The organism is Streptomyces sp. NBC_01549, assembly GCF_026339955.1.
In the GTDB taxonomy this organism is placed as follows: Bacteria; Actinomycetota; Actinomycetes; order Streptomycetales; family Streptomycetaceae; genus Streptomyces.
In genome coordinates this window covers 332,463-344,728 of the sequence record NZ_JAPEPW010000003.1, presented here as the reverse complement: position 1 = coordinate 344,728, position 12,266 = coordinate 332,463, and the positions used below count along the sequence as shown (strand labels likewise).

Below are 12,266 nucleotides of genomic sequence, written 5' to 3'. Positions count from 1 at the left end.
GAGCGGTCATGGCGGTGCAGGGCAGCAGCGACATCCTGGTCGACGAGCTGTACGAGACGACACATCAACTGCGTCAGTACGTGGAGGCGCGGCTGCGGACCGGGGGTGCCTCTGTCGCCCGGCTGCGCGCCATGCGGATGCTCGCGCAGGCGCCGGAGCCCCTGCGGATGCGGGACTTGAGCGAGCTGACCGGCGTTTCGGCACGGACCACCACCAGCATCGTCGACAGCCTGGAGCGCGACGGGCTGGTGGAGCGAGTACGGCACCCGCACGACCGCCGCGCCTTCCTGCTGCGCCTCACCGAGCGGGGCGTGGAGTGCCACCGGGAGGCGGAGACGGTGGACCGCCGCGCCCTCGCCGAGGCCACGGCCGGACTGAGCGGCGAGGACCGCGACCGGCTGCGTGCGCTGCTCTCGCGTATCCGCGAGGCCACGGTCTGAGGGCGGGTCATCGGTACGGTGCGCGCCGCAGGGCGGTGCGGTCGCCAGGCACAACAGGGCCAGGGCGCATGCCATCCGTCGGGGGTGTGACGGCTGGACGGGGCGCGCGCGAAGGACGCGCTTGACGACGGCCGCGGTCTGACAGCGGTCATCATCAAGGCTGTGTGTTCGGCCCTGGCCATCTTGGTGTCGACGAATCCGAACCGGACCCTGGTGACACTCACCTCGTGCGGACGCAGGGCCAATCTGCGGGTGCCGATAATGATCCGCACTGGTCAAGCGACATGTCGGTATTCGTGAAGGACGCCGCCAGCGCGCGAACCGTGGCGCCTGGGAAGACGCAATAATCGCCCGAGAGGCGCTCCACTCGATGTATCGCCAGGCTGGTGAGGGCGGAGAGCCTGTGGATCCGACTTGGCGGCGGGTCCTCCCGGATGCGAGGACCATGGTGCTGGGCGCGCAGGGCGCCAGGCCGTCTACGCGGCATCGGCCCTTCGGTTTGCGGTCACGGCCGTCATCATGCCAGCCGCACACCTATGCAGCCAGGGACAAAAGCGAAGCTCAGGCTGACCGGGGTGGTGTGGCTCAATGAGTAGAAGTACTCATGACACCCACCGAGCTGCGGGGAAGGATCGGGGGGTGACGACACTGAGGAAGACGAGAGCCCGGCTCGGGATGCTGCCGTTAGCGGTGATGGTCCTGCTGACGGCGGGGTGCGGAACGCAGCGGGCAGGGGATACCGCCGACGCGTACCGGCGTTCGCATCCAACTCCGACCGGTATATCGACGCCGAGTACACCAGCGGACTTCACCTGCCCCGGCGAGAGCCCCAAGCCAACGGCGCCCACGGCCGCCACTACCCCCAGCTCAACCGTGCCGCCGACCGACCACTACGCCGAAAACCACGGCTTCAGAGTTCCCATCCCACTCCACGGCCAGAGCCGCTGCGACGGACTCACCGCCGTCGGACGCGTCAAGAGTGCACTCGAACTGCTGCGCCAGCGCGACGATTTCGCCCCGGACAGCGTCCGCAACGCGCTCGCTAGCCTCGGCTACTCCGCCGGGAAGGTGCAGGCGTACCAGGACGGGTCAGCCGGGGTCGGCTTCCTCATCGACATCGGCGCCTCTCCCTGGTGTGTGGAGGGCACGATGAGCAGTGACTCCACCAAGGCGGATGCCTTCGGCGGCTACCCGGACGGCACCGGCTGCGAGCCCCCGAGCGGCGGCCACTGACCATAGTGCTGCAGATCAAGGTTGGTCGTTGCCGTGATGGGAGGGCGGCGGGGTCGAATCCGGGTCGAATGTGCCTTCCTTTCGCTCCGTTCGGTGGGTTGTTGCAGGTCAACGGCATGATCAGGCGTCATGGCGCCGGGTCGCGTGAGCGGCTGCTGGACCCGGAGGGCCGAGGGGCGGTCGCCGGCAGGTTCTTCGTCTGTCGGCGGTACAGGCCGTGCAGGCCTTTGACCACCACATCGAACGTCGCCCCGGCCGGCACGGTGTCTCCGACGCCGTGGGTAGGTGACCTTGCCGCCCTGTACAGCGAAGCGCCCGGGCCGTCCACCGCGACGGACCCGGGCGCCTGCCGATGTCACCGGCTACTGGCTCATCGCACCTGCCGTGCGTACGGCGCCACGGTGATCCGGTCGATCAGCGGCGCGTAGCGGGAGCGGAGCAGCACCCCCGGGAAAGTGTCCGAGGCGTAGGTGGTGCCGTCGAAGTTCGGTAGTTCCTCGGAGCGGAAGGTGACCGTGTTCTGTCCCTTCTTGAGCTGGACCGGCACGGTCAGCTCCCAGAAGTTGTTTTGGTGGAAGGTGTGGGGGAAGCCGACGCGCTGTGTCCCGCCGCCGTTGACGCTGATGTCCGCGTGGCGGGCCAGCGGGTCCGGGTTGTAGTGGGTGGCCTCGGACTGCTCGGGGTTGGAGTAGCGGACGCGCAGCGCGTACAGGCCGGCCTTGTCCGCGGTCACCGTGAACGTCGCGGTGTTGCCGTTGCCCGGGTCACCGCCGACGCCGGTGATCGCCGTGCCGTCGGTGGCGAGGGACAACGGGGTGAGCGTGGCCGAGCCCGCGAGTACGGCGTCCTGTGCCTCGTAGACACGCGTCTTGAGCGCGCCCTCGGTCGGTGTGACCGTGAGGCGGTCGACGAGCGTGGGCGACGAACCGCCCGTCACGGTCACCTTGTTGATGCCGCCGGAGAGGGAGACCGCGACAGCGCTGCGGCCCTTGGCCAGGCGCAGCACCTCGTGCCCGTTGACGGACAGCCGTGCGCCGGCACCGCCGAGGGCGTCGACGTCGAGGGTGGCCTCGCGGTCGGCGGGGGAGTACACCCAGAACGTGGCGGTCTGGCCCTTGGCGACACGGGCCGCGCCGGAGCCGCTGGCCGCCTGCTTCGGCAGGTTGTAGACGGCCTGTGCTCCGCCCTCCAGCCAGGCCAGTTCGCCCTCGTCCACCTGGGTGCCGGCCGAAGCCGTGGGAAGGGTGAGGGTGAGGCGGTCGACGATGGCGTCACCCTTCGTGACCCGCTTGCCGTCGAGGCTCTTCGCGGCGAGCGTCAGGGTGTGCTTGCCCTTGGTGAGCTTCACCTTGGTGTCGGTGTGGTCCCACACCACCCACTTGTAGCCGACCGGCAGATACAGCTGCTGCTCGCTGTCGGCCTTGCCGTCCACGCGCAGGAAGACGTTGGTGGGCCCCTGCTCCTTGACCTTGTCGAAGGTGTTGAGGGAGTTGGCGAAGACGCTCAGGTCGTAGGTGCCGTCCTTGGGCACGTCCACCGTGAAGTCGAGCGTGACGTCCGAGCCGGTGCGCAGACCGCCCACGTCGTAGCCGCCGGAGGTGTAGAACTTCGACACGTCCGAGGTGGAGCCCTCGGGGCCGTTCTTGGAGTAGCCGGAGCCCGTGTGGGCCGCGTCCTCCGCCTCGTACGACGCCTGCCAGCTCACCGGCGGCGACTGTGTGCCCTTCGCCTTCCCGGCCGGGCTGAGCACGATCTCGTACGCCGAGGACTCCTTCAGCTTCGGCAGCACGCCGTCGCCGAAGTCGACGGTGACCGTGCCGTCCTGACCGACCTTCAGATTCTGCTCGGTCAGCAGCTTGGGGCCGGAGTTGTCGCCGACCTGCCCGCTCCACTCGATCTCCCGCACCCAGGCGTGCACTTGAGCCCCGAAGAGTTTCTTCGGGACGCCCGCGAAGGTGATGTGGCCCTTTCCGGTGGAACCGCCGAAGAGCAGCCGGGCCTGCTTCTTCTTCGGGTCGAGCGTGGCCACGCCCTGCATGGTGTAGTTCTGGCTGGGGAACGGCGGGGTCACCGCCACGGTGTGCCCGGTCATCGAGGCGTACGAGTTGAGCAGCCACCACTGGCCGTTGCCGCGGTTGGACTGCACCGCGGAGTCGGAGAGGTTGCCGTCGATGTTCCAGTACGCGATGTCCGCGTCGACCTTGGACTCCTCGATCGCGGAGACCCACTGGATCATCTGGCCCGGGACGGAGGTGTGGTAGTTGAACGCGTACTCGTTGATGTTGATGGGCAGTTGGGTGTCCTCGCGAGAGGTGCCCTTGAACAACTCCTTTTCCCACGCCCGGTACTTGGCCACACTCTCGCGCACCGCCTCCGGGTGGCTCAGCTCGTGCCAGGTGATGACGTCCGGGAGGGTGCCCGCGGCCAGGGCGTGGGTCAGGAAGCCCTTCACCTGGTCGTACAGGACGCTGGTGTTGGGGCCGGCGATACGAGCATCGGGCATCTTGCCCTTGATGAGCTTGTAGGCGGAGTCCCAGGCAGCGAAGTAGTCGTCCGGGTCGTTCAGCCAGCTGACCTTGTCGTAGCTCCAGTCGCCGGTGCCGAACATGTTGCCCTCGGGCTCGTTGAACGGCACGAAGACGATGTTGTCCTGGTACTGCTTCGGCAGCTTCAGGACCTGGTCGACCTGGGTCGCGATCTTCTCCTCGTACAGCTTGAACTTCTCCTGCGGAGTGCTGCCCGGCCACTCGTAGGGGAAGCCGCGGTGGATGTCGGTCATGTAGATGTACACGTCACCGTCGGTGGAGTCGGCCAGCGGCTTCACCACGTCCAGCGCGTCGGCACCGGGGTGCTGCGGGCCGTCCTGGGCCTTGGTGGAGACTGTGCGCAGGCCCATGCCCTCGATGAGGTTGTTGGTGGGGACGTCCGGTCCGTACACGCCGTAGAGGGTGCCGGAGGCGCCGCCGTGGAACGCGCCGGTGTCCGAGCCGAGATCGACGGTGAGCTGGCCCTCGCGGACCACGGTGACGGTGGCCTGCACCGCGCGCCCGGCCGCGGTTCCGGCCACCGTGAAGGTCCCCGGCCCGGCGTACTTCTCGGGCGGTACGGCGTCCCAGACGATGGAGGTGTCGCGGTCGTAGCCGTCGGAGAAGGAGGAGCGGACGGTGGAGGGGAGGGACGGGGCGGTCCCGTCGGTCGTGCGGACGTCGAAGGACGTCGCCGAGAGTGCCTGGAGGGTCGGCACGGGCCCGGCCAGACCGGCCACCTGCTCGGCGCTGAGCGCCGCGTGCCACACGGTGAAGTCGTCGATCGCGCCCTTCAGCAGCGGGTCCGGGTACAAGGACTTGCCTATGTAGCCGGCGGCGGTCGCCGAACCGTCCAGCAGGTCCTTGGCCTTGATGCCGGTCGCGGCGGAGGAGACCGCCACGCCGTCGAGGTAGGTGGTGAGCCGGCCGGCGACGGTGTCGAGGGTGACGGTGACCGTCCGCCACGCGTCCGCGGGCAGCGGCGTGTAGCCGCGGACCTGTGTCTCCGCGCCCCCTCCGCCGGTGGTCACGGAGGTCTGGAACAGCCCGTTGCTGTTGTACGGCGTGCTGAAGAGGTACTTGGTGGTGTCGGTGCCCAGATCGAAGATCCGCTGCCAGGACGACTTGTCGCCGCTCCACTTCACCCGGGCGGAAACCGTCAGGTCGCTCGAGTCGCCGACCACTTCGCGGGGCAGGCGGACGTAGGCACCGTCGGAGGTGGGCGCCCCGCCGGGCAGGGCCAGCGCCTTGCCGCCGTCAGTGCCCGCCACGGCCTGGGCGGTGGAGCCGTTCACCAGGGTCGCCGTCAGGCCGTTGCCGGAGCTGTCGGTGATCTGTCCGGAGGCGAGGTCGTCGTGATCGAAGGCGTAGTGGGCGGCGGGCTGGGGCGTATCAGCTGCCCGCGCCGGGACCGCCGGCACGGCCAGCAGGCCCGCCCCGAGAACCAGCGCCACGGCGGCCGGCACCCGGCGCCGGGCTGATCTGTCAGCGGATGGCATTGCGTCCTCAATCCTTGAGTGGCGATGTACATCGAACCGGTTCGGTGATGTGGCAGGAAGAAGCGGGGAAGGTCCAGGGCGGCGGGGTGCCGGCCCTGCGTGTCCTGGGGGAGGGTGGAGAGGGGCCTCTGGCTGCCGGAAGGATCGCTTCATCGAACCGGTTCGGGGAAGCTAGCACCGGGGCTCCCAGCCATCAATCCCTTGGGCAGAAAGTTTCCGCGGCGGCATCATGGGTCGGGAAAGTTCGTCCGGCGGTATTGACAGGGTTGGAGGCAGTTCCTACCTTCACTTCACGCGAACCGGTTCGACAGCCGGTCTCCGTTCTTCGTTCCAGCCCCTACCCTCACGACCGGCGGGCGCTTCCTCTTCCGAGGGGGCGAACCGGTTCGAGCAAGGAGTCGCCGTGAACATCGGTGAGATCGCCCGGCGGGCCGGTGTCTCGCGGAGCACGGTGTCGTACGCCCTGAGCGGCAAGCGCCCGGTCTCGGACGACACCCGCCGGAGGATCCAGGAGGTCATCGACGAGCTGGGCTACCGACCCAACGCCAGCGCCCGCGCCCTGGCCAACGGCCGGACCAGCACCATCGGCCTGGTCTTCCCGCCGGCCGGCAGCCACTACACCGGGATGCAGCTGGACTTCATCGGCAGTGTGGTGGAGGCCGCCGCGGCCCACGACTACGACGTGCTGCTCTCCCCGAGCGGCGTGGACAGCGACCGCTCCTTCCAGCGGCTGCTGGGGGAGCGGCGGGTCGACGGCGCGATCCTGATGGAGATCAGGCTGGCGGACGACCGGGTCGATCACTTGGCTGCCCTCGGCTTCCCCTCCGTCGCCATCGGCCGCACCGCCCATCCCGAGAGCGGCTGGTGGGTGGGCCTGGACCACACCGCCCTGGCGGCGGCCTGCGTCCACCATCTGGCGGATCTGGGCCACCGCCGGGTCGCCTTCGTCAACCGTCCCGAGCAGTTGCTGCGGGCCGGTTACGAGTCCGCGCAGCGGGGCCTCGACGGCTTCACCAAGGCCGCCGCCGAGCGCGGGCTCACCGTGCGGACGTACTGCTGCGGGGACGACGCGGCGTCGGGCCAGGCCTGCCTGGAGCAGATCCTGCACGACGAACCCGCCACCACCGCCCTGGTCACATTGAACGAAGCAGCCCTGGGCGGCCTCTACCGAGGGCTCGCCCAGGCCGGCCGCCATGTACCGCGCGACTTCTCCGTCACCGGAATCGTGGCCGGCCGCTGGGCGGAGACGGTGACCCCGCAGCTCACCGCGGCCGACGTACCGGCGGAGGAGATGGGCCGGCGCGCCGTCGACCTGCTGGTGGAGCGGCTCGACCATCCCGACGCGCCGCCCCGCCACCATCTCCTCACGCCCCCGATCTCCCTGCGGGCCAGCACCGGGCCCGCCGCAGCCGGTACGGCGTCCTGACCGCACCGACGTAACCCTCTTCACTCACACAGATCTCCTCACCTCACCGGCCGCTCGAACCGGCCCACAGCGCCGTTCGCCGTGTCCGTTTCTCCTCATCACCCCATGCCTCGGCACCCGCACGCCCAAAAAAGGAATCCCGCGATGAACGCCTCCTCCAGACGGCGCCGTCTGACCGCCGCCGCCCTCACCGCCCTGGCCGTCGCCGTCAGCGCCACCGCCTGCTCCTCCGGCTCGGGCAGCACCGACACCAAGGGAGCCGGCAGCGGCACGTACACCATCTGGGACCCCTACCCGCAGTTCGACAAGAGCTCGGCCTGGGCGAAGCTGCTCGACCAGTGCGGTGCCAAGGCCGACGTGAAGATCAAGCGGACCGGCTTCGACACCAGCGACCTCGGCAACAAGACGCTGCTGGCCGCGCAGCAGGGCAACTCGCCGGACGTCCTCATCGTCGACAACCCGGTCGTGTCGACCCTGGCCGAGGCCGGCGTGCTCACCACGACCGCGGACAACAAGCTGGACACTTCGAAGGCCGACCCCAACCTGCTGGCGGCCGGACAGTCGGGCGGCAAGACCTACGGCACGCCGATCGGCGCCAACACCCTCGCCCTCTACTACAACAAGAAGGTGCTGAAGGAGGCTGGCGTCGACATCGCCTCGGTCAAGGACTGGACGTCACTGACGGCGGCACTGGAACAGGTCAAGAAGGCGGGCAAGAAGGGCATCACCTTCTCCGCGATCGGCACAGAGGAGGGCAGCTTCCAGTTCCTGCCCTGGTTCTGGGGAGCGGGCGCCAAGCTGACCGAACTGGACTCCTCCCAGGCCGTGTCCGCGCTGTCGCTGTGGAAGGACTGGCTGAAGAACGGCTACGCCCCCAACTCGGTGCTCAACAACACCCAGACCACCAGCTGGCAGGAGTTCGCCAGCGGCGACTACGCGTTCAGCGAGAACGGCACCTGGCAACTCGGCAACGCCAAGAAGGCCGGCCTCGACTACGGGGTGCTTCCCATCCCGTCCGCCACCGGAGGCAACGCCTCGGCCCCGACCGGCGGAGAGTTCATGACCATCCCGGTCCAGCAGGACACCGGCCGCTACGCCACCTCCCAGAAGCTGGCGACCTGCCTGACCAGCACCGACAACCTGTACGACACCGACACCACCCTGTCCTACGTGGCTCCGACCGGCGAGGTCCAGGACAAGCAGGTGGCCGCGAACACCGAACTGAAGCCGTGGGTGCAGGCGGTCAAGGCGGCCAAGGGCCGCACCAGTGACGATCTGGGCACCAAGTACCCCAAGATCTCCGAGCAGATGTGGAAGGCCGTCCAGTCGGCCCTCAGCGGGTCCGAGTCGCCCAAGGACGCGCTCACTTCGGCGCAGGCCGCGGCCAAGTGACGTGCGTCCGATGAAACTGACGACACATCCGCCGGATCACCGGTCCGCGCACGTCCGGAACGGGACGGCCCCCGCCTCCCCGCCCCCGGCCCGCAGCGGGAAACGCCGCCGGCCCATCTCCACCCAGTGGGCCGCCTGGGGGTTTCTCGCCCCGGTGACCGTCTACCTCGCCCTCTTCTACGCCTATCCGCTCTACCGCAACCTCGACCTGAGCCTGCGCAACTACACCGTCCGCTCCTTCGTCCAGGGCGACGCCCCGTTCACGGGCCTGAAGAACTACCGCACCGTCTTCGATGATCCGACCTTCGCCCCGGCCCTGCTGCACACCGCCATCTTCACCGCCGTATGTCTGCTCTTCCAGTACGCCATCGGCCTGGCCCTCGCGGTCTTCTTCAACCAGCACTTCCGGCTCTCTGCCACCCTGCGCGCGCTGTTCCTCGTGCCCTGGCTGCTGCCACTGATCGTGTCGGCCTCGACCTGGTCGTGGATGCTCAACAGCGAGTCCGGCGTCGTCAACGCCACCCTGCACGCCGTCGGCATCGCTCCGGTGAACTGGCTGACCTCGCCGTCCTGGTCGCTGGCCTCGGTGATCATCGCGAACATCTGGATCGGTGTCCCGTTCAACCTGGTCGTGCTCTACAGCGGCCTGCAGTCCATCCCGGTCGGTCTGTACGAGGCCGCCGCTCTCGACGGCGCGAACGCCTGGCAGCGGTTCTGGCGCATCACCTTCCCGCTGCTGCGACCGGTGTCGGCGATCACGCTGCTGCTGGGGCTGGTCTACACCCTCAAGGTCTTCGACATCATCTGGATCATGACCAAGGGCGGCCCGGCGGACTCGTCCACCACCTTCGCCACCTGGTCCTACCAACTCGGCTTCGGCAACCTCCTGCCCGCCTTCGGCCCGGGCGCGGCCGTCGGCAATCTGCTCGTCGTCGCCGCGCTGCTCTTCGGCCTGGTCTACGTACGGGTGCAGAGAAAGCAGGCGCTGTCATGAGCCGAAACCGCAGGCGTACGTGGGGAAAGACCACGATCGGCGTGCTGCTGACCGCGATCATGCTCTTCCCGGTCTACTGGATGCTCAACGTCTCCGTCACCCGCGACCAGGACATGCGCAAGAGCCCGCCGGACCTGCTGCCGGTCCACGGCACCCTGGCCGGCTACCGCACCGTCCTCGACGAGCAGCTGCCCTACCTCGCAACCAGCCTCGTCGTCGCCCTGGGCACTGTCGCGCTGACCGTGGCACTGGCCGCCCCCGCCGGATACGCGCTGGCCAAGCTGCGCCCACGTGGCGGTGGCGTCCTGAGCTTCGTCCTGCTGGCCGCCCAGATGATCCCCGGCATCATCATGGCGATGGGCTTCTACGCCATCTACCTCAGCCTCGGCGTGCTCCAGTCCGTCCCCGGCCTGATCGTCGCCGACTCCACCCTGGCCGTTCCCTTCGCAGTGCTCATCTTCACCGCGTTCATGTCCGGCATCCCCGGCGAGCTGCTCCAGGCCGCCAGGACGGACGGCGCCGGGCCCCTGCGCACCTTCTGGTCGATCGTGCTGCCGATGAGCCGCAACGCCGTCGTCACGGTGTCGCTGTTCGCGTTCCTGTGGTCCTGGTCCGACTTCGTCTTCGCCGGCACCCTGGTCAACGGCGGCGCACACGAGCCGATCACCCTCGGCATCTACCACTACATCGGCAACAACAACCAGGAGTGGAACGCCATCATGGCCACCGCCGTCGTGGCCTCGCTGCCCGCCGCGGTGATCCTCGTCCTCGCCCAGCGCTACGTCGCCGCCGGCGTGACCGCCGGTGCCGTCAAGGACTGAGTCCCCCCGACCCCACCACGACGGCTCAACCCTCCGTACATCAGTCGACGTTGCCTCCTGCTCCAGAAACGAGTCACGCCACATGACCGCCGCCTCGTCCGGCCCGGCCTTCTCCGTCCACGACATCCCCTTCAGTACCTACGGATCCTGGTTCGACATCTCGCCCGTGGTGGCGGAGAAGACGTACGCCGAGGACCTCCACCTCGTCTCGCACCAGAACGGCATGCACGCCGTCCTGCGCCTGGCCCCCCTGAACACGACTTCGGGCGAACGTGCCGAGACCCGCGTCGAGGCGATACCGGGCCTGCTCAGCTGGATCGGCGAGAGCGGGCGCGTCGACCTCGCCTACGAGTCCGCGGACACCGTTCGTCTGCGGGGGAGCGGGCTGGGCGTCGATGTCTTCGCCGCCGCGCACACCCTGACTCCGTTCAGCGGCACGTACTTCTTCCACGACCCGGCGGCTCGGGCACACGTGTTCACCTCGTACGAGACCGGACGCCGTTACCGCGTCACCCTGCTGTCCGGCACCATCGCGGAGCCGGCCGGAGATCAGGCGCTGAGCAGCAGCGACCGCGGTCTCACCGTGACGGCACAGGCGGGCGGGACCTGGGAGATCGCGATCGAGGAACTCGACACCGCCCGCCCGCCGTACGCGTCCTCGGCGGCCTTCGACGACATCGTGGAGTCCGTTCGGGGCGCGTTCGCGGATTTCGTCGACGCGGTGGCCCCCTGGCGCTCGTCCGCCACACCGGCCGCCGAACTCGCCGCCTACGTCGTCTGGTCGGCGACCGTACGCCCGGCGGGCCTGGTCAACCGGCCCGCCGTGCTGATGTCCAAGCACTGGATGGACAAGGTCTGGAGCTGGGACCACTGCTTCAACGCCCTTGCCTTGGCATCCGGTTACCCCGAACTCGCTCTGGACCAGTACCACCTGCCCTTCGACCACCAGGACGACGGCGGCGCCCTGCCCGACTCGGTCACCCACTCCGAAGTGCTCTACAACTTCGTCAAGCCGCCCATCCACGGCTGGGCCTTCGCTCACCTGCGCCGCCTGTTGCCCCCTCCCCACCAGGACGAATTGGCCCAGACATACGCCCGGTTGGAGCGCTGGACCGACTTCTGGCTCACCGCGCGAAGAGCCCCCGACACCCAACTGCCCTACTACCAGCACGGCAACGACAGTGGCTGGGACAACGCCACCACCTTCGATCCCGAGCGGGTTGTCGTCACCGCCGACCTCGCCGCCTTCCTCGTCCTCCAACTGCACGAACTCGCGGCATTGGCTGAGGAGTTGGGAAAGTCGGAGGAGGCGCGCCGGTGGACTGCCGCAGCCGAGGCGACCCAGACGGCGCTGTTCGACCAACTCTGGACCGGCGACAGGTTCGTCGCCCGGTCGGTCGCCACCGGGGACACCTGGAGCAGCGCCAGCCTCCTCGACCTGATGCCCATCGTGCTGGGCGAGCACCTGCCCGGCGAGGTCGGCAGCGCGCTGGCCGATCACATCAAGGCCCATCTGACCCCGTACGGCCTCGCCACCGAACTGCCCACCTCACCGCACTATCTCGCCGACGGCTACTGGCGCGGCCCGATCTGGGCCCCCGCCACCGTCCTCGTCGAGGACGGCCTGCGCCGCGCCGGCCACCAGCGCCTCGCGGACGACATCAGCGCCCGCTTCCGCGCCCTGTGCGAAACCCACGGCTTCGCCGAGAACTTCGACGCCCTCACCGGAACGGGCCTACGCGACCGCGCCTACACCTGGACCGCCAGCAGCTACCTCCTGCTGGCCGAAGCACACGCCCACCGAGAGAGCCGCTGAGCGGCCGCCTCCCGTCGCCCCGGGGCCGTAACGAGTGAACGGTGAGCCTTGGTCGCTTGTCGGTGATGGTGCCGGCCCGCTGTCGGAAGATCGCGACGTCCACCGGTGACGGGCCGGCGC

At 68.9% G+C, this 12,266-nt stretch carries 8 protein-coding genes; 7 read left to right on the top strand and 1 reads right to left on the bottom strand.

Annotated features, from left to right (window positions below):
- Positions 1-8 precede the first annotated feature (8 nt).
- A complete protein-coding gene (locus tag OG819_RS47760; RefSeq protein WP_266421148.1) occupies positions 9-440 on the top strand; it encodes a MarR family winged helix-turn-helix transcriptional regulator in 432 nt (143 codons plus the stop codon).
- 873 nt (positions 441-1,313) lie between these two features.
- Complete coding sequence (locus OG819_RS47755; protein ID WP_266637782.1) at positions 1,314-1,673, top strand: hypothetical protein; 360 nt, start codon at positions 1,314-1,316, stop codon at positions 1,671-1,673.
- Between the two features lie 370 nt (positions 1,674-2,043).
- Here OG819_RS47755 and OG819_RS47750 read toward each other — a convergent pair whose 3' ends face one another.
- Positions 2,044-5,697 (bottom strand): LamG-like jellyroll fold domain-containing protein, encoded by a 3,654-nt coding sequence (locus OG819_RS47750; protein WP_266655985.1) that lies wholly within the window; start codon positions 5,695-5,697, stop codon positions 2,044-2,046.
- Positions 5,698-6,100: 403 nt separating this feature from the next.
- Here OG819_RS47750 and OG819_RS47745 point away from each other — a divergent pair, with 403 nt between their 5' ends.
- The 5 genes from OG819_RS47745 to OG819_RS47725 all read left to right on the top strand — a co-directional run bounded on the left by OG819_RS47745 (position 6,101) and on the right by OG819_RS47725 (position 12,146).
- Positions 6,101-7,123 carry a LacI family DNA-binding transcriptional regulator gene (locus OG819_RS47745; RefSeq protein ID WP_266637705.1) on the top strand — a complete coding sequence of 341 codons (1,023 nt, stop codon included), beginning with the start codon at positions 6,101-6,103 and terminating at the stop codon, positions 7,121-7,123.
- Positions 7,124-7,267: 144 nt separating this feature from the next.
- Positions 7,268-8,515, top strand: coding sequence for a sugar ABC transporter substrate-binding protein (locus OG819_RS47740; protein WP_266637703.1), 1,248 nt, complete (start codon positions 7,268-7,270; stop codon positions 8,513-8,515).
- 10 nt (positions 8,516-8,525) lie between these two features.
- Complete coding sequence (locus OG819_RS47735) at positions 8,526-9,509, top strand: carbohydrate ABC transporter permease (RefSeq protein ID WP_266637701.1); 984 nt, start codon at positions 8,526-8,528, stop codon at positions 9,507-9,509.
- Complete coding sequence (locus tag OG819_RS47730) at positions 9,506-10,330, top strand: carbohydrate ABC transporter permease (protein WP_266637699.1); 825 nt, start codon at positions 9,506-9,508, stop codon at positions 10,328-10,330. The genes OG819_RS47735 and OG819_RS47730 overlap by 4 nt, the downstream gene beginning before the upstream one ends.
- 82 nt (positions 10,331-10,412) lie before the next feature.
- Complete coding sequence (locus OG819_RS47725) at positions 10,413-12,146, top strand: amylo-alpha-1,6-glucosidase (protein ID WP_266637697.1); 1,734 nt, start codon at positions 10,413-10,415, stop codon at positions 12,144-12,146.
- Positions 12,147-12,266: the final 120 nt, after the last annotated feature.

What these genes read in the sequence shown, in the direction of transcription:
- OG819_RS47760 (WP_266421148.1), top strand. Translation starts at nt 9, where the DNA reads ATGGCGGTGCAGGGCAGCAGCGACATCCTGGTCGACGAGCTGTACGAG.
- OG819_RS47750 (WP_266655985.1), bottom strand. Translation starts at nt 5,697, where the DNA reads ATGCCATCCGCTGACAGATCAGCCCGGCGCCGGGTGCCGGCCGCCGTG.
- OG819_RS47740 (WP_266637703.1), top strand. Translation starts at nt 7,268, where the DNA reads ATGAACGCCTCCTCCAGACGGCGCCGTCTGACCGCCGCCGCCCTCACC.
- OG819_RS47735 (WP_266637701.1), top strand. Translation starts at nt 8,526, where the DNA reads ATGAAACTGACGACACATCCGCCGGATCACCGGTCCGCGCACGTCCGG.
- OG819_RS47730 (WP_266637699.1), top strand. Translation starts at nt 9,506, where the DNA reads ATGAGCCGAAACCGCAGGCGTACGTGGGGAAAGACCACGATCGGCGTG.
- OG819_RS47725 (WP_266637697.1), top strand. Translation starts at nt 10,413, where the DNA reads ATGACCGCCGCCTCGTCCGGCCCGGCCTTCTCCGTCCACGACATCCCC.